The sequence below is a fragment of the Paenarthrobacter sp. NCHU4564 genome (genome assembly GCF_052156435.1).
In the GTDB taxonomy this organism is placed as follows: domain Bacteria; phylum Actinomycetota; class Actinomycetes; order Actinomycetales; family Micrococcaceae; genus Arthrobacter.
The window spans coordinates 247852-267019 of record NZ_JBQLIS010000001.1; the positions used below are offsets into that span (position 1 = coordinate 247852).

The 19168-nt window shown below is 65.0% G+C and carries 17 protein-coding genes and 1 riboswitch; of the genes, 9 read left to right on the forward strand and 8 right to left on the reverse strand.

The window, feature by feature from the left end; all coding sequences use genetic code 11:
* The first annotated feature begins 62 nt into the window (after positions 1 to 62).
* From mtr to ACSVIE_RS01120, 4 genes are all read left to right on the forward strand, one after another.
* Positions 63 to 1466, forward strand: a complete 1404-nt coding sequence (gene mtr, locus ACSVIE_RS01105) for a mycothione reductase (protein ID WP_442422755.1) — start codon at positions 63 to 65, stop codon at positions 1464 to 1466.
* Positions 1467 to 1614: 148 nt separating this feature from the next.
* Positions 1615 to 2307 carry a histidine phosphatase family protein gene (locus ACSVIE_RS01110; RefSeq protein ID WP_442422756.1) on the forward strand — a complete coding sequence of 231 codons (693 nt, stop codon included), beginning with the start codon at positions 1615 to 1617 and terminating at the stop codon, positions 2305 to 2307.
* Positions 2308 to 2331: 24 nt separating this feature from the next.
* Positions 2332 to 2865, forward strand: a complete 534-nt coding sequence (locus ACSVIE_RS01115; RefSeq protein WP_426007417.1) for a DUF3090 domain-containing protein — start codon at positions 2332 to 2334, stop codon at positions 2863 to 2865.
* Positions 2865 to 3632 carry an SCO1664 family protein gene (locus ACSVIE_RS01120; protein ID WP_426007416.1) on the forward strand — a complete coding sequence of 256 codons (768 nt, stop codon included), beginning with the start codon at positions 2865 to 2867 and terminating at the stop codon, positions 3630 to 3632. The genes ACSVIE_RS01115 and ACSVIE_RS01120 overlap by 1 nt, the downstream gene beginning before the upstream one ends.
* An 82-nt stretch (positions 3633 to 3714) precedes the next feature.
* Here the strand turns inward: ACSVIE_RS01120 and ACSVIE_RS01125 are convergent, their stop codons facing one another.
* The 8 genes from ACSVIE_RS01125 to ACSVIE_RS01160 all read right to left on the reverse strand — a co-directional run bounded on the left by ACSVIE_RS01125 (position 3715) and on the right by ACSVIE_RS01160 (position 12708).
* A complete protein-coding gene (locus ACSVIE_RS01125) occupies positions 3715 to 3978 on the reverse strand; it encodes a hypothetical protein (protein WP_426007415.1) in 264 nt (87 codons plus the stop codon).
* 242 nt (positions 3979 to 4220) lie between these two features.
* Positions 4221 to 4850, reverse strand: coding sequence for a DUF1345 domain-containing protein (locus tag ACSVIE_RS01130; RefSeq protein ID WP_426007414.1), 630 nt, complete (start codon positions 4848 to 4850; stop codon positions 4221 to 4223).
* Between the two features lie 75 nt (positions 4851 to 4925).
* Positions 4926 to 6599, reverse strand: coding sequence for a dipeptide ABC transporter ATP-binding protein (locus ACSVIE_RS01135; RefSeq protein ID WP_442422757.1), 1674 nt, complete (start codon positions 6597 to 6599; stop codon positions 4926 to 4928).
* On the reverse strand, positions 6596 to 7570 hold the full coding sequence (locus ACSVIE_RS01140; RefSeq protein WP_442422758.1) for an ABC transporter permease: 975 nt from the start codon (positions 7568 to 7570) through the stop codon (positions 6596 to 6598). Before ACSVIE_RS01140 ends, ACSVIE_RS01135 begins: the two co-directional genes overlap by 4 nt.
* A 9-nt stretch (positions 7571 to 7579) precedes the next feature.
* On the reverse strand, positions 7580 to 8527 hold the full coding sequence (locus tag ACSVIE_RS01145; RefSeq protein ID WP_442422759.1) for an ABC transporter permease: 948 nt from the start codon (positions 8525 to 8527) through the stop codon (positions 7580 to 7582).
* Positions 8528 to 8534: 7 nt separating this feature from the next.
* Entirely contained in the window at positions 8535 to 10172 is a 1638-nt protein-coding gene (locus tag ACSVIE_RS01150) for an ABC transporter substrate-binding protein (protein WP_426007409.1), read from the reverse strand.
* A complete protein-coding gene (locus ACSVIE_RS01155; RefSeq protein ID WP_442422760.1) occupies positions 10169 to 11584 on the reverse strand; it encodes an NtaA/DmoA family FMN-dependent monooxygenase in 1416 nt (471 codons plus the stop codon). The genes ACSVIE_RS01150 and ACSVIE_RS01155 overlap by 4 nt, the downstream gene beginning before the upstream one ends.
* A 32-nt stretch (positions 11585 to 11616) precedes the next feature.
* Positions 11617 to 12708, reverse strand: a complete 1092-nt coding sequence (locus ACSVIE_RS01160) for an LLM class flavin-dependent oxidoreductase (protein ID WP_426007407.1) — start codon at positions 12706 to 12708, stop codon at positions 11617 to 11619.
* Positions 12709 to 12744: 36 nt separating this feature from the next.
* Positions 12745 to 12854: riboswitch (SAM riboswitch) on the reverse strand.
* A 309-nt stretch (positions 12855 to 13163) separates the two neighbouring features.
* Here ACSVIE_RS01160 and ACSVIE_RS01165 point away from each other — a divergent pair.
* The 5 genes from ACSVIE_RS01165 to ACSVIE_RS01185 are packed head-to-tail and all read left to right on the forward strand — an operon-like array spanning position 13164 to position 19154.
* On the forward strand, positions 13164 to 14519 hold the full coding sequence (locus ACSVIE_RS01165; protein ID WP_426007406.1) for a PLP-dependent cysteine synthase family protein: 1356 nt from the start codon (positions 13164 to 13166) through the stop codon (positions 14517 to 14519).
* Positions 14516 to 15622, forward strand: coding sequence for an NADH:flavin oxidoreductase/NADH oxidase (locus ACSVIE_RS01170; RefSeq protein ID WP_426007405.1), 1107 nt, complete (start codon positions 14516 to 14518; stop codon positions 15620 to 15622). The genes ACSVIE_RS01165 and ACSVIE_RS01170 overlap by 4 nt, the downstream gene beginning before the upstream one ends.
* Positions 15623 to 15631: 9 nt before the next feature.
* Positions 15632 to 16723 (forward strand): LLM class flavin-dependent oxidoreductase, encoded by a 1092-nt coding sequence (locus tag ACSVIE_RS01175; protein WP_442422761.1) that lies wholly within the window; start codon positions 15632 to 15634, stop codon positions 16721 to 16723.
* Complete coding sequence (locus ACSVIE_RS01180; RefSeq protein WP_442422762.1) at positions 16720 to 18117, forward strand: NtaA/DmoA family FMN-dependent monooxygenase; 1398 nt, start codon at positions 16720 to 16722, stop codon at positions 18115 to 18117. The genes ACSVIE_RS01175 and ACSVIE_RS01180 overlap by 4 nt, the downstream gene beginning before the upstream one ends.
* Positions 18114 to 19154 (forward strand): LLM class flavin-dependent oxidoreductase, encoded by a 1041-nt coding sequence (locus ACSVIE_RS01185; protein ID WP_442422763.1) that lies wholly within the window; start codon positions 18114 to 18116, stop codon positions 19152 to 19154. The genes ACSVIE_RS01180 and ACSVIE_RS01185 overlap by 4 nt, the downstream gene beginning before the upstream one ends.
* Positions 19155 to 19168 lie beyond the last annotated feature (14 nt).

The following is a 19168-nucleotide window of genomic DNA, read 5'->3' on the forward strand; positions in this document are numbered from 1 at the left end:
ACCAAGCCTAAACGCCGCAGGGGTTCACTAGTGTTGAGGAAACCCTGGAGGAGGGACCACTCATGCACAATGCCGCCAGCAGCGCCGCCGCGGACCGGCACTACGACCTGATCATCATCGGTGCCGGATCCGGGAACTCCCTTCCCGGGCCGGAGTTCGAAGACCGGTCGATAGCGATCATTGAAAAAGGCCCCTTCGGCGGCACGTGCCTCAATGCCGGCTGCATCCCGTCGAAAATGTACGTACACACTGCCGACACCGCACTCCAGACCCTTCGATCCGGGCGGCTGGGAATTCACGCAGAGGTCAAGTCCGTGGACTGGCCCGCACTGGTGGACCGCATCTTTGGCAACCGCATCGACCCGATCGCTGCTTCCGGGGAAGAATATCGCCGCGGGCCGCGGACTCCTAACATCGACGTCTACGACCAGCCCGCGGTCTTCGTTGGAGAACGTACCCTCAGCACCGGGCAGGGTTCCCACCGGACAACCATCTCCGCCGACCAGATCGTCATTGCCGCCGGCTCGCGGCCCTATATCCCGGCGGCCATCTGCTCATCCGGCGTGCGCTACCACACCAATGAGGACATCATGCGCCTGCCGCAGCTGCCACGGTCCATGGTGATCATCGGCGGAGGCTATATCGCCATGGAGTTCGCCCACGTTTTCGACGCCCTCGGCACCACGGTCACGATCATCGCCCGCTCAACGCTCCTGCGGAACCTGGACCAGGACCTGCACGACCGGTTCAACGAACTGGCCGCCGAACGCTTCACTGTCCGGTTCGGTCGCACCGTTGTTGGCGCCGACGCTACAGACACCGGCATAACTGTCCGGTTGGACGACGGCTCCTCCGCGAGCGGGGAAGTACTTCTGGTAGCCACCGGGCGTGTCCCGAACGGGGACCTGCTGGACCTGCCTTCCGGGGGAATCGAGATGACGGACTCCGGGCGGATCAAGGTCGATCAGTACGGCCGTTCGATCTCCGCCGCCGGCGTCTGGGCACTCGGCGATGTCTCCTCGCCTTACATGCTCAAACACGTCGCCAACGCCGAGATGCGCGCCGTCCGCCACAACCTGTTGAACCCGGAGAACCTCAAGAGCATGCCACACGACCATGTTCCTGCCGCCACCTTCACGCACCCCCAGATTGCAACTGTCGGAATGACCGAAGCCCAGGCCCGGGAGCAAGGACACAATGTGACCATCAAAGTCCAGGAGTACGGGGACGTCGCCTACGGATGGGCCCTGGAGGACACCACTGGAATCTGCAAGCTCATCGCCGACCGGGACAGCGGCAAACTTCTCGGCGCCCACTACATGGGCCCCCAGGCATCAACCCTGATCCAGCAGATGATTACCGCCCTGGCCTTCGACCTCGATCTGCGCCACTTCGCCGCCAAGCAATACTGGATCCACCCCGCCCTGCCCGAAGTCTCCGAAAACGCACTGCTGGGTCTCGAATAGAACGAGCCCGCCCACGCCGCCATGGATTCCGTACAGGCCGCTTCGTGAAAGACATCGTGCACCGCACCGGCCGATCACTGCCCGTTCGTCCAGCTTGAGCGCGCTATCGGGTCAAGCGCGCTCTCCAGCGGGTGGATAGGCTGGGTGCATGGCGACAGTTATTCTCGTACGGCACGGCCGCACCACAGCCAATGCCACCGGACTGCTGGCCGGGCGGGCCCTCGGCGTCAGCCTGGACGATACCGGTCGTGAACAAGCGGCCCGCACCGGAGAACGGCTCTCGGCTGTGCCTGTCGCGGGAGTGGTATCGAGCCCACTGGAGCGTTGCCTGCAAACCGCCCGGTTCATCCTTGACCGGCAGCCTGGCTCACCCTATGCACCCGTCGACCCCGACCTCACCGAGTGCGACTACGGCCAATGGCAGGGTCGCCCGCTCAGCGACCTCGCGGCCCAGGAATTATGGCCCCTTGTACAGTCGCACCCGTCCGCCGTCGTTTTTCCCGGCGGTGAATCCATGGCCGGTATGCAGGCCCGGGCAGTGGCAGCGGTCCGCCGGCATGATGCAGCCTTCGAAGCGGAATTCGGACCGGGGGCGGTGTGGGTGGCCGTGAGCCACGGTGACGTCATCAAGTCGATCCTCGCCGACGCCCTCGGGATGCACCTTGACCTGTTCCAGCGAATTAATGTTGGCCCCGCGTCCGTATCGATCGTCCATTACGGCGCTCAGCGGCCGAGCGTATATGCGACCAACACCGAGGCCGGCAACCTGTCGTGGCTGGCGAACGGCCTGCAATCCGGCGATGCTCCCGTTGGCGGCGGCGCAGGCCGGAAGACGCCGTAAACCGCATGTGCCTAGAATACTCACATGCCTACGCGTGTTCATGAGTTTGCCTGGCCTGACCGGGTGGTCATTGGCACCATCGGCCGTCCAGGAGAGCGAACGTTCTACCTGCAGGTCCGCGCAGGGAAGCAGATCGTGAGTGTTGGCCTCGAGAAGCAGCAGTCGGCACAGCTCGGTGAGAAGATCGACGAACTGCTCGACCAGCTCATAACCCTTGAGGACAACCCCTTCAGTGTTCCTACGGGCACTCCCGTGGAACTCGTCGACGATGACCCGCTCGAGGCTCCCCAGGAGCAGTTCCGCGCCGGCACAATGAGCCTTGGCTGGGACCCAACCACTGCCCAGATTGTGGTTGAGGCCTATCCCCTTCATGACGCCGACGATGTTGACGAAGCCGCTGAAGAGACAGAAATGCTGCTGGTGCGGATGCCTGTCGGTACAGCCCGGGCATTTGCCAAGCGTACGCGCGAGATCGTAGCCGCAGGGCGTCCAACGTGTCCGCTTTGCGGTTACCCCATGGACGCCGACGGGCACACCTGCGCCGTTCCAGAGGCCTGATGCCGGCACCGGACCTGGTTAACGACGAGCTGTCGCTCACCGGTCGCATCACGACAGCCTCGAACGCTACTTTCCTGGGCAGCATCGGCGACCTGCCTGTCGTCTACAAGCCGATAGCAGGCGAAAGCCCGCTGTGGGATTTTCCCCAGGGCACCCTGGCGGGCCGGGAAGTCGCCGCTTACCTGGTCTCGGAGGTTTTCGGTTGGGACATCGTGCCGCACACATGGCTGCGCGATGGTCCTTTGGGCCGGGGAATGGTGCAGCTCTGGAAGGACCAGGATCCCGGCCACAGCGCCGTGGACCTGGTGGACAGGGAGCATGTCCCCGCGACGGGCTGGAAACAAGTCCTCGAAGGCCAGGACGAGACCGGTCGAATGGTCGCCCTGGTTCACGAAGACACACCGGCCCTCCGGCGCATGGCGGTCTTCGACGTGATCGTCAACAACGCCGACCGCAAGGGCAATCATGTTCTCGCCATGTCTGATGGGCACCGGCACGGGGTGGATCATGGGCTCACCTTTCACAGCGATCACAAGCTTCGCACGGTCCTGTGGGGGTGGCTGGGTGACGCCCTGACCGCCGATGAACACGAAGGCGTTGAACGTGTCAGCGAAGGGCTCCGCGGTGGGCTGGGCCAGGATCTGGAGGGTTTGCTCAGCGCCGGCGAAATCGCTGCGCTCACGGCCCGCTGTGCGGTATTGCGCTCGTCCGGGCGGTTTCCGGCTCCGCACGGGCAGATGCCGGCGGTACCGTGGCCGTTGTTCTAGTGCTTTGCCTTTAAAGGCGGACGACGACACAGTGCGTGTCGTCGTCGGCGGTTCCGGCGTTCCACCAGAACATTCCGGGGGTTTAAGCTGCCGTCGAAAGCGTTACGTAGTTGCCGCCGACGGGTCCGGCGGTTACAGCGGGAGCGCCGGCTACCTTGACATAGCTGGCTGGGATGACAGGCGGGATGTTCCGGTTGCCGGGGACTGTGACATAGGAACCTTCAGAGCGGACCTGCGACGTTCCGGCGGGGAGAGTTACGTAGCTGCCCTTGCGCAGTGCAGGGGTAACGGCCGCGGTTTCGGTAGCGGAATGGGTTGTTACGGGGCGTTCAGCCAATACGGTCATGGGGGTCTCCTTGGGTTCAGGAACAGGGCGGTTCTGGTTCCGGCGCCGCACAAGCAGGAGGGCTTTGGGGTGTGTGCCGTAGCCCTGCCCGCCCGGGAATGTTCACCGGCGCGGTATTCGCGAGGGCTGCTCTGGCCTGTACACAAGTCTAGATCGTTATTTTGATCTACTCAAAATAAAGTGGGGAGATTCACGAATCACCAGGGTCAGGGGTATCCCGTACTCACGCAGATTGGCCGTGGTCAACCCGACTGGCCAAGGCTGACCATCAGGTTGATCGCCACCGCGACCACAAAGGTGCCGAAGAAATATGAGAGCAAAGCGTGCCCCAAAGCAATCCTGCGCGAGGGAGTGGATGACTCGCTGACATTGCTCGCGTTATATGACATGCCGATGGAAAATGCCGCATAGGCAAAGTCGCTGTACGACGGGTCCTCGTCCTGGTTGAAGCTGAAGCGGTGCTGGTCGTCGTGGTAGTACATCCTGGCGTACTTGAACGCATAGACAGTGTTGACGAGCGCCCACGCGAGTATCACGCCCAGAGCCGCCAGAACCGCCGCGGCTATGCCTATAAGGTCCTTCTGCTGGCTGCGGATCAACGCGAAGACGACCGCCACCAGGCTGACGAACGTCGCTGCCGTGATGAGGGAATCGACGAGACGTCGGGAACGGCCTTCCTGGCGGGCGAGTTCACCCGTGGCCTCAGGCCCCGCGGGCCAGGCCTTGGACCACGCCCAGACCAGGAAGACGCCGCCGGCTACAGCCCATCCAATCAGGGGCGCGAGTTCGGGGGCGCCGAGCAACGCTGGAACAATCGCTATGACCAGTCCAATGACAGCCGAAACCAGAGCCTTGCGATCAATGTGCGACATGACAGATATTGCCCTCCAGAGCCCCGGGGGTTCAGTGCCCCCATTCTACGCGGACACGCGCAGGTCCTTCATGGCTCATTTCAAGGGGACCGGATCAAGCCTTTCGAACGTCTCAGCCGGGAGCTGACGGCCCGGGATGGCCGAGATCAGAGCCCTCGTGTATTCCTCCACAGGGTTCACAAGGACGTCCAAGGCGTCGCCGATCTCCACGAGCCTGCCCGCTTTCATTACTGCCACGCGGTCAGAGATCTGCTGCACCACGGCGAGATCGTGCGAGATGAACAGATAGCTCAGCGACTCGTGTTCCTGCAGTTCCACCAGCAGGGACAGGATTTGGGCTTGAACCGACACGTCCAGCGCAGAAACTGCCTCATCGAGCACCACGAGCTCCGGTTTCAAAGCGAGTGCCCGGGCAATGGCCACGCGCTGTCGCTGACCACCGGAGAGCTCCGACGGCTTCCGGGAACCATAGTCGGAGGGCAGATGAACTTCCTCCAACAAGGAACGTACCCGGTCACGCCGCTCAGCAGACGAACCTTCAGAGAACGCCCGGAGCGGTTCGGCGATGATGTCCTCCACGGAAAACCGCGGATCCACTGAGGCGTAAGGGCTCTGGAACACCACCTGGAAGCGCCTCCGCAACTGGCGCAAGCGCTCACCCCTGACCGAGGCGAGGTCGACGCCGTCGAACACCACCGAACCGGAGGTCGGCTTCTCCAATCGCAGCAGCAAGCGGGCCACAGTGCTCTTTCCGGAACCGGACTCGCCCACCAAAGCCAGCGTCTCGCCACGGCGGATGTCCAGGGAAACGTCATCCACAGCGGTCAGTAAACGCGCGCCACCGGCAGTCCTTGGCAGGGAAAAGACCTTGCGCAGCACGTTTGCTTGCAGCAACACCTGACCAGCCGCCGTCGGGCCTTTCCCCGAAGCGCGCACGGGTGCGGCAGGTCGGAGCCGCCGCGGACTTAGCCCCGGAGCCGCGTCAATGAGCTGGCGTGTGTACTCGTGGCGTGGATTGCCCAGGACCTCGGCGGCCGGCCCCTCCTCCACTATGGCGCCCTGCTTCATGACGATGATCCGGTCCGCCCGGTCGGCAGCAACACCTAGGTCATGCGTGATCAGGAGGACGGCCGTGCCCCGTTCGGCGGTCAGGGCCGCGATGTTGTCCAGAATCTGGCGCTGCACCGTGACGTCCAAGGCGCTGGTGGGTTCGTCGGCGATCACGAGTTTGGGCTGGGCAGCCAAGGCTGTGGCGATCAGCACGCGCTGCCGCATGCCGCCCGAGAACTGGTGCGGGTATTGCCGTGCGCGGGTGGCGGCATCGCGGATGCCACTCTCCTGCAATAGCTCAACCGCCCGGCGTCGAGCCTCTTTCCGGGGTTGCAGGCGGTGAATGGTCAGGGCCTCCGCTACCTGCTCGCCCACCTTCTGCAGCGGGTCGAGCGATGCCGTCGGGTCCTGCGGAATCAGCCCGATTTCCCTGCCCCGCACGCCCTGCCACTCCTTGCGGGTCAGCGCGGTGAGGTCCGCGCCGTCGAAGCTAATGCTGCCGGAAGCGAACCGCGCATTTCCGGGAAGCAGGTTGATGATGGAGTGCGCGGTGGTGGTTTTGCCCGATCCCGACTCCCCCACGATCGCCACAACCTCGCCGGCATTGACCTCGAACGATACCCCTGAGACGGCAGTCTTCGGTTGGCCGTTGACCAGGTAATCGACACGTAACCCCTCGACCTTCAGCAGCGGACTCATTTCCGGTTCCTTTCAGCGTCCTGGAACGCGTGCGAAATGCGGTTGGTGGACAGCACGACGGCGGCAATCACCACGCCGGGCAAGGTCACCAGCCACCACGCAGCAACCAGGTAATCGCGGCCTCCGGCCACGAGCGAACCCCATTCAGCTGCGGGCGGCGGAGCACCGAAGCCGAGGAAGCTCAGCGACGAAATGGACAGCACAGCCATGCCGAACTCCAGCGCGGACAGCGCCAGGACCGGGCCGGCCGCATTGGGCAGGATGTGCCGGATCAGGATGCTGTGCCAGCGCACCCCGGCCGAACGGGCAGCCTCGACGTAGACGGCGGTGCTGACGCGGAGGGCCTCGGCGCGCATGATGCGGGCAAAGTTAGCCACGCTGGCCACACCCACGGCGACGGCAACGTTGATGGTGCCAAAGCCCAGGACCGTGATCAGGGCCAGCGAGAGCAGCAGGCTTGGGATGGCCAGGAGGACGTCCATGACGCGCATGATCGCATCGTCCACCCAGCCCCGCAGCGAGCCGGCGAGCAGCCCCAGCGCGGATCCGGCAACGAGTCCCACCGCAACGGCCACGGCAGTTGCAGCGAGGGACGTCGCCGAACCATGCACCACGCGGGAAAACAGGTCCCGGCCCAGGCTGTCCGTGCCGAACCAGTGCTCGGCGGACGGCGGTTTGAGCCGGGACGAGGGAACACCCGCGTCCGGTGGCCACGGCGTGAACGCTGTCGGGATCAATGCCCACAGGATCACGGTGGCCAGGACCAGCACGGACAGCACCAGCCCCGGCCGGACGGCGGCCCGGCGTGCCAGGGATCGCCAATCCAGGGCCTTCCGGACCCCCGGGAACAGCCCCGGCGCCGGGCGGTCTGCTTCCGTGGTGTCCTCCGGGAAGGTGGCCTGTTGCGGGAGCCCAATGACGGAGTGGGAATCCGCGGCAGTTCCCACGCGGGTATCAAGTTGCTGCGACATGCCGGCCTCCTAGGCTTTGGCCCCGCGCGCCGTATTGATGCGTGGGTCCACGAGTGGGTAGATGAGGTCAACGATCAGGCTGGTGATCACAAAGATCGCTGCTGCCAGGACTACGAGTGTCTGCACTACGGGGATGTCCCGGCTGTTCACTGCGGTGACGGTCAGCCGGCCGATCCCTGCCCTTGAGAACACGGTCTCGCTCACCACGGCGCCGGCCAGCAGGTTTCCCACGAGTATGCCCAGCATGGTCAGGGTGGGGATGGCCGCGTTCCTCAGCGCATGTCCAAAGTTGATCAGCGCTTCGCTGGCACCTTTGGCCCGGATCTGTTCGATGTACGGCTCCCCGAGTGTCTGGTGGAGGCTGCGGGTAAGCAACTGCGCGATCACGGCTGCGGTGGGTATCGCCAAAGTCAGCGCCGGCAGCACAAGGCTCTCGCCGCCGTCGTTCCCTATGGCCGGGAACAGACGCAACCGGAAGGAGAAGAACTGAAGCAACAGCAGACCGATCCAGAACGTGGGCACCGCGATCCCCAGCGGGGGCAGCGAGGAGAACGCCGTGCGGATCCAGCGGTTGCGGCTGAACGCCGCAACCACCGCCAACACGCTCCCCAGGACTACGGCCAGGGCGAACCCGGCAACGGCCAGTTTGATGGTTTCCGGCAGGACCTCGGCCACGGTTGCGGTGGCAGGAACTCCGTTCTTGATGGAAACGCCAAAGTCCAGTTGGAGGGCCTTGACCAGCGCAATGAAGTACTGCTCGTGGAGGGGCCTGTCCAGCCCGTACTCGCTGCGCAGCTTGGCCACGAGCGCGGGGTCCACGGCGTTCTGTTCGTCGCCGCTGGCCATAATGCTCACGGCGTCGCCGGGCAGCAAGTACAGGATCAGGAAGGACACGGTGTAGGCGGCCCAGAGGACAAACGCTCCCTGCAGCAACCGCCGGCCGATGTAGCGGATCATGGGGTGCCTACTTGCTCAGCCAGGCGTCGTAGAAGTCCAGGCGGCTGGAAGCTTCGAACTTGAGGTCGTGGACCTTCTCGCTGGCCGAAATCGTGGTGGACAGTTCGTACAGCGGGATGGAATGGGCGTCCTTGATCAGGGCTTCCTGGGCCTGGTCCACCAGCTTCTGGCGGGCGTCCTTGTCCAAAGCCGCAGCCTGCTCCCCCAAGGTGTCGTCGACGGGAAGTTTCTCGCGAAGATTGCTGCCGCCGCGGGCCGTGTTGGAGGCAAAGACCGTGCGCAGGACGTCCGGATCGCTTCGGGTCAGGTTGCCGTAGGAGAAGTCATAGGTCTTGTCCGCCTGGGCCGCGGTGACATCGGCAATCGTGGTGAACTTCAACTGCAGGTCCACGCCGATGGCTTTAAGTTGCTGCTGGACAAGCTCCAGGACTTCCTTGGGTGACTGCCAGTACGTGACCTTGAAGGAGAGCTTCTCCCCGTTCTTCTCGCGGATGCCATCGGCACCTGGCTTCCATCCGGCGTCGTCCAGGAGCTTCCTGGCCCCCTCCGGATCGTGGGCCAGCAACGAGCTGAAATCCTTGAAGTACGGGGTGGTGTGCGAGAGCACGCCCTTTGCCGGCTGGTCGGCCTCCGTCAAGAGGGTCTTGGTGATTTCCTCGCGGTTGATCGCCTTGGAGATCGCCTGGCGGACAGCTGTTTCCTTCAGCTTGGGGTTGGACTCGTTGGAGTACAGGTTATAGACCACGCCCGGGTTGGCACGGGTCTCGTTCCAGAAGCCGTTCCCGTTGAACAACTGGATGTCCGCGGCAGAGATCGCCGCCGTGGCATCGATCTGGCCGGACTGCAGGCTGCCCGTGCGGTTGCCCGCCTCCGGAATGATCTTGAACGTCACCGAGTCAAGGTAGGACTCGCCCTTGTTGCTGTTGGTGGAGGACGGCCAGCTGTAGCCGGCCCGACGCTCCAGGACCGCTTCCTTGTCCACGGTGTAACTCTTGACGTTGAAGGGGCCCGAACCCGAGAACTTGCCGGCGCAACGGTCCGCCTCAGACAACTGGGCCGAGGCGGGAGACAGGAGCCCCAGAGTGAAGGTGGAGGTGGCCTGCAGGAACTGGGCGTTGGGCTTGGAGAAGTCCACCACCACGGTTTTCGGATCCTTCACGGTAATGGCGCTGACGTCGCTCAGATACGTGGAGCCCAGTGTTGCCTTCGCACCGAGGGCCTTGATGGCTTCGAAGTTGGTCTTGACGGAAGCGGCATCAATCGCAGTTCCGTCCGCATAGGTGGCTCCCGTGCGCAGGGTGAACGTGAAGCTCGTGGCGTCCGCGTTGTTCTCGAATTTCTCTGCAAGCCAAGGAACGATTTCGCCGGTCTTCGGGTCCTGCGAGGTCAACGAGGCCACGGTCTGGCGGGCAATCGCGATCGCGTCGTTGTTGCCCACCTGCTGCGGGTCGATGCAGCCACGGTCAACGGAGACCGCGAAGTTCAGGTTCCCACCCGGCACGGGTGAGGCTGCCGCACTTTGCTGCGTACCGGCGTCGGCCCCTCCACCGCAGGCGGAGGCAAGGAGTGCGACGGCTCCAAGGACACCGACGACGGCGGCAGGCTTCTTTGTGCCGCGGGCTGCGGACAGTTTGGGGATTCTCATGCGACGTTTTCGCTTTCAGTGAGTTCGGGGCTGGTGAGTGAACCGCGACGGGTGAGGGGCTCACGGAGCCCGAGGTTTTCGCGGAGGGTGGAGCCTTCATATTCGGTGCGGTAGACGCCGCGGTCCTGGAGCCTGGGGACAAGTTCGTTGACGATCTCGTCCAGGCCGGTCGGGACAATCCAGGGCGTGATGTTGAAACCGTCCACGGCTCCCGCGTGGGCGTATTCGGCGAGCTTGTCCGCGACGTCGTCGTAGGAGCCCACCAGTCCACGGCCGTTCAGGCGGGAACGGGCAGCCACGAATTGCCGGATGGACTGGCCCTTGTCTTTGGCCTCATCACGCCACTGGGTTGCGAGCTCCTTGGCGCTCTTGCCGTGGAAGGCGTTGCCGCGCGTGGGGTTGGTGACGTCCACCACCGGGTCGATGTCCGGGAGCGGCCCGTCCGGGTCATACCCGGTGAGCGTCCGGCCCCAGAACTGCTCAAGGTACGCGATCGCGGTTTCCGGGCCAACCTGTTGTGAACGGACCCACTGGTGCTTCTCCTCGGCTTCGGCGGCTGTGGCGCCGAGGATGAATTCCTGGCCGGGGAAGATCTTCACGTCATCGGCAGGGCGGCCGGCTTTGAGGGTCCCGGCCACGATGTCCTCGCGGAACTTCTTCGCGTCCTCCAGCTCGGGGTGGGCCGAGAAGATGACGTCGGCGTTCCTCACCGCGAAGTCGCGGCCGTCCGGTGAATCGCCTGCCTGGAACAACACGGGGTGGTGCTGGCTGGAGCGGGGTAGGCGTCCGGTGATCTCGACGTCGAAGCTTTGATCCTTGCGCTGTACCGGACTGATGCTGCCCTCAGCGAGCCAGCGGGCCTCGTTCCGGGACCCGGCGATTGCGCCGTCAGCCCAGGAATCCCAGATGGCCTTGGCCGTCTGGACGAACGCTTCGGCCCGGACATAGCGGTCCTCGTGCTTGAGGAACCCGCCGCGCCTGAAGTTGGCACCGGTCCATGCATTGTCCGTCGTGACGATGTTCCACGCAGCCCGGCCACTCGACAACAGATCGAGGCTGGCGAGGCGGTGGGCAAGGTCCGCAGGGTCGTTGTACGTGGTGTTCTGCGTGGCCACCAATCCGATGTTGGTGGTGATGGCTGCCAGGGCGGCCAGGGCGGTCTGCGCGTCCGGCCGCCCTGCGACGTCCAGGTCGTGGATCCTGCCCAGGTGTTCGCGGAGGCGGAGGCCCTCGCCGAGGAAGAAGGCTGTAAAAAGGCCTCGTTCGGCTGTCTGTGCCACGCGGCGGAAGGATTCGAAGTCGGTCTGCGAGCCGCTGGCCGGGTCCTTCCACACCGTGGTGTGGTTGACGCCCTGGAAAAAGACACCGAACTGGATCCGGCCGTTGCCTGCGATGCGGTGATGCTTGGTCATGGTTCTGCTCTCTGCCTTGTTCTTGGCCTTGTTCAGGCTGCGGCGTAGCGGTTGGCGGGGCGTGGAAGGCGGAAAATTTCGCGCAGCGTCGTGCCTGGCTTTGGCGGCGTTACGAGCCCGGACTTGTGCAGTTCAGGCAGCACCTTGCGGGCAAGCTCCGGCAGGTCGATGTCCAGCACTGCGGGCTTGAGGCGCACGCCGTCTGCGGCTGCAAAGAGCGCCGTGAGGAGTTCCACGAGCCCATCGGGATCGCCCACGTAGCGCGCTCCGCCCTGCCACTTTTCGTGGGCATCAAGCTCCGCAAGCCGGCTGGCTGCGGTTTGCCCCCGGGCGTCCAGGATCACATCCAGTTCAACGACCGTCCGCTGCGCACCTGCCGCCGCTGCCTCTTGTGCTGCCTGGGCCAGGTCGTCGGCCGTGCCGGCGGAGACCAGGGCCACGTCAGCTTCGACGGCGGGAAGCAGGCTTGCGGGGGCGAACACCACCAGCTGGCCCTGGAGTGGACGCGGAATGATGGACGGGCCCTTCACGGCGAACCGCTCGCCTTCAAAATCGGCATAGTGCAGCTTTCCGCGGTCCAGGTAGCGGCCCGTGGCAACGTCGCGGATGACAGCGTCATCTTCCCAGGAGTCCCAGAGCCTGCGGTTGGCCTGGACAACATCGGCTGCCTCGCTGATCACTTCGTCCCCGGGAAGCGGCGTGCGGCCCACGGACCGGGCTTCCGCGGCAAAGTTGTCCGCGTTGACCAGCCAGCCGGCCCGGCCGTGCGAGGAGTAGTCGAGGCTGGCCAGCTGCGTGGCAAGGTGGAACGGCTCGGTGAAGAGCGTCCCTGCTTCCGGGACCAGTCCCAGGGAGCGGGTGACGGGCGCGGCAAAGGCTGCCCGCTGGATGGCATCGAGGCGCACGGGAATTCCGGTGGTTCCTTTGTCCACCACCCGGCTGTCCTTGAAGGTAGCCAAGTGGAAGCCGGCAATATCGGCGGCCTGGACAGTCTCCCGGATCCGCTGGCCCCCCAACAGTGCCTGCGGATCATGGAGGGCCTTGCGCCACGCAGCCGGGTGGGCCCCATCGCCGTCGAGCTCCAAAGCAACTACACGCGAACGGAAATCAGGATTGGAAGGCATGGTTCTCTCTTTTCAGAGGCCGCGGTGCGGCCGGTTGACATTCGCTTGCCGCTGTTGCGGCCAGGTCTGTTTCCGGAGCACCCCGCCACACAATGCCTGAGGGTTGCCGCAGCGCGAGCCGGTCCTTGGCGCGCTGACTCTTGACCTGGGATTGAATCTAGGAGCGTGTCCAAGGAATGTACAAACCGGCCCGACGCGGGAAGTCAACCCGGGAAACACCGCGTCAAAGGGCTGCCAAGTTCGTCATTTTTCACCGATCCGGGAGTCCTGTGTGACTTCCCGTTGCGTGGGATTGAGCCGGGTTGAGTCCCGTTGAGCGCGGTGACAGAACAGCTTTGGCCCGGCCTTGAGGCTCCGTAGTGTCGTGCCATGCCAAAGCCTCCCGGGACCCTTGTGCAGGTCCACGATCCCAGCCTGATGTCCGCCACCCAGAGCTCCATCCGCCCGTTGGTCCCATGACCGTCCACGAATCAGTCCTGGATGCCATTGGCGCCACTCCCCTGCTCCGCCTGAACAAGCTCGGCGGCGGGGTGCGTCCACGCATCTACGCCAAGCTCGAGTTCCAGAACATCGGCGGCAGCGTCAAGGACCGCGCCGCGCTGTCGATGATCCGTGCGGCTGAAGAGTCCGGACTCCTGGAGCCCGGCGGCACGGTCGTTGAGGGTACCAGCGGCAACACAGGTATCGGGTTGAGCCTTGTGGCCGCGCAGCTGGGCTACCGCTCGGTGATCTTCGCACCCGCCGCCACCGCCGCCGAGAAGATCAGTTTGCTCCGTGCCTACGGTTCGGAGGTGCACTTGGTGGCTGATTTCGTGCCACGCTCGGACCCGGCCCACCTCGCTAACCGGGCGGCGGCGTTCGCAGCCTCTACCCCGGGCGCATGGCTCGCACTGCAGTACGACAATCCCGCCAACCCCGCCGCCCATTTTGCGGGGACGGGACCCGAGATCTGGGCCGACACCGAAGGGGCCGTGACCCACTTCGTCGCAAGCGTCGGAACCGGCGGGACCATCAGCGGCACGGGACGGTACTTGAAGCAGGCCAGCGAGGGGGCGGTGCAGGTCATCGCCGCCGACCCGGAACACTCCCGCTACGGCGGAGGCAACGGATCCCTCAAATACACCGAAGGTGCCGGGCATCCCCTGCACCCGGACTCCGTTGAAGACCTCTGGCCCGAGGCCTTCGACACCGCCTTGGTGGACAAATACTTCAGCATCAGCGACCGGGACGCCATCTTCACTGCCCGCCGCGCTGCCCGCGAGGAAGGCTTGTTGATCGGCGCCACCGGCGGCACAGCCCTGGCTGCAGCACTGCAACTCGCCGAAACCCTGGACGGACACCACACGATCGTGGTGGTGGTGCCGGACTCCGGCCGGAACTACCTCTCCACCTATTTCGACGACGCCTGGCTCACCTCGCTCGGCTTCCTGGAACCCACGACGCCGGAAGGAACCGTTCGCTCGCTGCTCGCCACCGCGCCTGCCGGAGTCCAGCTCCTGGCGAGTACCCTGACAGCGGCGGAGGCCGCCGTCGTACTTCATGCCCGCCAGGTGGCTCCCGCCGAACCGGCATTCCTGGTTCTGGACCGCGGCGACACCTTCGGAACCGTCCACCCGCGCGAGGTAGCGGCAGTGGTGACGCTGGAGTCGTTGAGTGCTGTGGACGATGCTTCCCCGGCCGTTACCGCGGGACTCGGGTACCGCACACTGGCAGCGGGTCTGCCCGCCCGGGAAGCGGCAGGTTCCGGGGTCGTTGCAGTGCTGGTCGATGGCCGGATATCCGCTGCGTTCCGCGGGCAGGCACGCGCATGAACGCGCCTCCTGTAGCCAAGCGAACCACCGTCAGCCTCTTTCAGCCCATCACCCTGGGACGGCGGACGTTCGCCAACCGGCTGTGGCTTTCCCCGATGTGCCAGTACTCCGCAGCGGACGGCGTTCCGGGACGCTGGCACCTGGTCCATCTCGGGGCACGGGCGTCGGGCGGCTTCGGCCTGATCTTCGCCGAAGCCACGGCCGTTTCTCCGGAGGCACGGATCTCCCTGGGCGACGCAGGGCTGTGGAACGACCACCAGGAGCAGGCCTGGCAGGACATCGTCGATTTCGTCCACGAACGCGGGGCCAGGATCGGCATCCAGCTTTCCCACGCAGGCCGGAAAGCGTCCCTGCGCTTGCCTTGGGAGGCGGCACCGGGCGCCCTGCCCCTTGAAGACGGCGGTTGGACTCCGCTCTCTGCCTCCCCCTTGGCCTTCCCGGGATCGCCCGAACCAACGCAGGCCACTGAAGCGCAATTGCAAAGGATCGTGGACGACTTCGCCTCCAGCGCCGTCCGTGCCCGCGGTGCCGGGTTCGACGTCGTCGAAATCCAGGCCGGGCATGGTTTCCTGCTGCACTCCTTCCTCTCGCCGCTCTCCAATGAACGCACGGACCAATACGGCGGCCCGCTCCGAAACCGGGCGCGGTTGTTGCTGGCAGTTGTGGATGCTGTCCGGGATGTCCTGGGCAGCACGGGCCCCTCGCTCTTCGTCAGGCTTTCGGCAACGGACTGGCTTGAGGACGGCCTCACTGTCTACGACACCGCTGAGGTATCAGGTTGGTTGCGGGAACATGGCGTGGATTTGGTGGATGTTTCCAGCGGCGGCCTCCTCCCGGCCGAGATTCCGCTCGGTCCCGGATATCAAGTGCCCCTCGCCCAGCACATCGGTGCCAAAGCGGAAGTGCCGGTTGCCGCCGTCGGACTTATCACGTCGCCGCAGGAAGCGGAAGAGATTGTGGCCTCGGGTACTGCCGACGCGGTTTTCGTCGGGCGGGCGGGGCTGGCAGACCCGGGGTTCGGGCTGCGGGCCGCGCACGAACTCGGGCACCAGCCGGCGGAAGAGCTATGGCAGAAGCAATACGTACGCGCGATCTGGAAGTAGGGGATTTCCATGAGCAAGTTTGCACTCGGTATTGAATTGGACGGCGACGGAGCCCACCCGGCTGCCTGGCGCCACGCCAACCACCCGCCGACGGAACTGTTAACGCCACAGCGCATCGCCGCCGTCGCGTCGAAGACAGAAGCCGCCGGTTTCACGTTCGCCACGTTCCGTGAAGGCACACTGCACGGCAGCCCCAACGTCACGGGACGCCTGGACACCACGGGAGTTGCGGCGTTCGCAGCTGCCGCGACGGACCGGCTGGGTCTGGTTCCGGCCATCAACACGATCCACGCGGAACCCTTCCACCTGGCCAACCAGCTCGCCAGCCTGGACTGGGCAGCGCGCGGCCGCTCAGGCTGGCTGGCCGAGGCGTTGGAGTCGCCAGCGATCGCCGCGGGCTATGGTTCTGAACCGGTCCATGACCGCAACGCGGTCCAACGCGAGGCCGCGGAGGTAGTCGCGGCTGCACGTCGGCTATGGGACACCTGGGAGGACGGCGTCTTTATCGCCGACACCGCCAACAACCGCTTCCTGGACCTCGACAAGTTCCACTACGCGGACTTCGCAGGCGAGTTTTTCTCCATCAAGGGACCGTCCATCACACCCCGGCCACCGCAAGGCCGGCCGGTGGTGTTCGGTCGTCCCGGGCAGTTGGCTGCTGAGCTGCCGGACGTCGTAGTGGTCAGTGCCGCCACTGTCGCCGGTGTCGCCACTGCAGCGGCGGACCAACGACGGCGGGGCGTCCTTCGCGTTGTGGCTGACCTCGAGATAGTGCTCGACGCCGGCACTTTCCTGGCCGACGAACGTCTCCGCGCGCTGGACGCGGCTTCCCCGTGGCCGGCAGCGCCGGATGTATTGCGCTTTGTGGGGGACGCGGGAGGGTTACGCGTCCTGCTGACTGAGCTGTCCGGCGTCGTGGATGGCGTCAGGCTGCTGCCCGGCGTCCTGGACATCGAACTGGAAGTGCTCGCCGCCGAGGTAGTCCCGGGCCTCATCTCCAACGGGGTCTTTGTTCCACCGGCCGCAGGGAGCACGCTCCGTGAATCCCTGGGCCTGCCCGAGGCCGTGAACTCGTTCGCCACCAGCAAGGAGCCAGCATGAGCATCGATTATGTCCGTCCGAAGGCCCGTATCCATTTGGCGCTGTTCCAGCCCTTCAGCCCCAACTACGACTGGAGCAAAGCCGGGCGCCTGGAGGACTACTACGACTTCGACAAGTACGCCGAACTGGTCCAAAGCGCTGAGCGCGGATTGTTCTCCACCGTGTTCCTTGGGGAAAGCCTTCGGCTCCGGGAGCACCTCGGGAAACTGAACGACATCGCCATTACGGGCCGGCCGGATGCCCTGGTGTTATACGCATACCTGGCAGCGAAGACCAGCAATATCGGGCTCGTTGCCACACTCAATACCACCTATTCGGACCCGGTGGACCTGGCCCGCCGCCTGGCCACAGTGGACGTACTCACGGCCGGGCGGGCGGGCTGGAACATCGTCACCACGGACAACGCCTGGACCGGCGGGAATTTCCGTCGTGGCGGTTTCCTGCCCGACTCGGATCGCTATACCCACGCCGAGGATTACGTCGCTGCGGTGCAGGAACTCCGGGACGGCTTCCCGGCCGGCTCCATCGCGTCATCGCGGGAGGCAACTGCGTGGTCGCCCGAACCCCGGCACGTCCGGCGGGCAGGAAAGTTCAGCAGCATCGACACCACACCGCAGGTTCCGGGAAGCCCGCAAGGCCAGCCGGTCTACTTCCAGGCCGGGGATTCCGCCGAGGGCCGGGACTTCGCCGCACGTCGGGCCGAAGGAATCTTCACCCACCACATCGAATTCGACGACGCCGTGGCCTTCACCGCCGATATCCGGCGTCGCGCCCGCTCCTACGGCAGGCCTGGCGACGACATCAAGATTTTCCCCGGAGCCAACCTGGTGGTCGCCGAAACCGACGCCGAAGCCATCGAAAAGGCCGCCTACTATAAGGAACTCGCCCTCAACGACCGCGCCGTCCTTCAAGCGATCGAGAGCGTGTGGGGCACGGACCTTTCTGCGCTTGACCTGGATGGTCCCCTGCCCTCCTTCGACCCCGTGGCCTCCCGTCAAAGCCACACCCACGGCATTGTCCACACCGGCCATGAACCCACAGTGAAATCGCGGCAGTGGCGGGCGCTGGCCGAAGAGCGCAGTTTCAGCATCCGGCAGTTGGTCCATCACCTGTCCGAGCGGCGGGGGTTCGTTGGCTCGGCCTCCACGGTCGCGGACCAGTTGGCGCACTACGTCCGCTCGGATGCCTTTGACGGCCTCAACGTCACCCCGCATGCCTTCCCCGACGGGCTGGGCGACGTCGTGGATCTGCTGGTTCCCGCGTTGCAAGAGCGAGGCGTCTACCCCTCTGCGTATCCGGGAAGCACCCTGAGGGAAAACCTCGGCCTTCCCGAAACCGTCGCCCACCGTGTTCCCGAACTCTCCCGACCCGACCTGGAAGAAGCAGCCTCATGAGCAACCTCACGTCCATCAGCTTCCTTACGCCCGGAAACTATCCGGACAACGATCCCAGCCGCGGCCTTGAAGAAACCCTCCAACTCTTCGAACTCGGTGAGCGGCTCGGGTACAACGGCGGCTGGGTCCGTCAGCGGCACCTGGAACACGGCATCTCCTCGGCCACGGTCTTCCTTGCGGCAGCCTCGCAACGCACTTCACGCTTGGAACTGGGCACCGGCGTCATCCCGATCGGCTACGAGAGCCCGTTCCGGCTGGCTGAGGACATCTCCACAGCCGATGTCCTGTCCGGCGGTCGCCTTCAGATCGGCCTGAGCGCCGGCACACCGCCTCACGCGGAACTGCTGGGGGACAAAGTGTTCGACGGCGACTGGCGCACTTTCGACGTCTCGCACCGCCGGATCGAGCGCTTGTTGGAGAACCTCGAAGGCACTTTCCTGGGCGGTGTGGACACAGTCATCCATTCGCCGGGAAACGTCCAGCGACCCCGCCTTCAGCCCTACAGCCCCGGGTTGCGGAACAGGATCTGGTATGGCTCAGGCTCGGCGAAATCCACGGAGTGGGCCGCCGCGCAGGGGGTGAACCTGGTGGTGGGAAACATTGTTTCCGGGGAGTCCAGTGATGTGTTCGCCGAGGCGCAGGGCGCGAATATATCCCGCTACCTGGCCGGCTACCGCGGCACCCAGGCGCCGCGCGTCGTCGTCGGGCGGGTGGTGGTCCCGCTTGACGGCGCCAGCGTAGAAACCCGCTTACGCTACCGCGCCTATGGCGAGAGCCGGTTCGAACGAACCCTGCAACCCCACGGCGAGCGCCGCACACTGTTTGCGCCTGACCTTGTGGGCACCAGCGAGCAGATCGTCGAGGCGCTCCTGGCCGACCCGGTGGTCGCCGAAGCCACGGAGCTCCAAATCAACCTGCCCTACGAGTTCTCTGTTGAGGATTACGTGCAAATCCTGACGGACTTCGCCAACAGGATCGCCCCTGAACTGGGGTGGCTGCCGCAGGTCACGGCCCCGGCGGTGGAGGTCACGGCCTGAGGCTGGCCGCACCG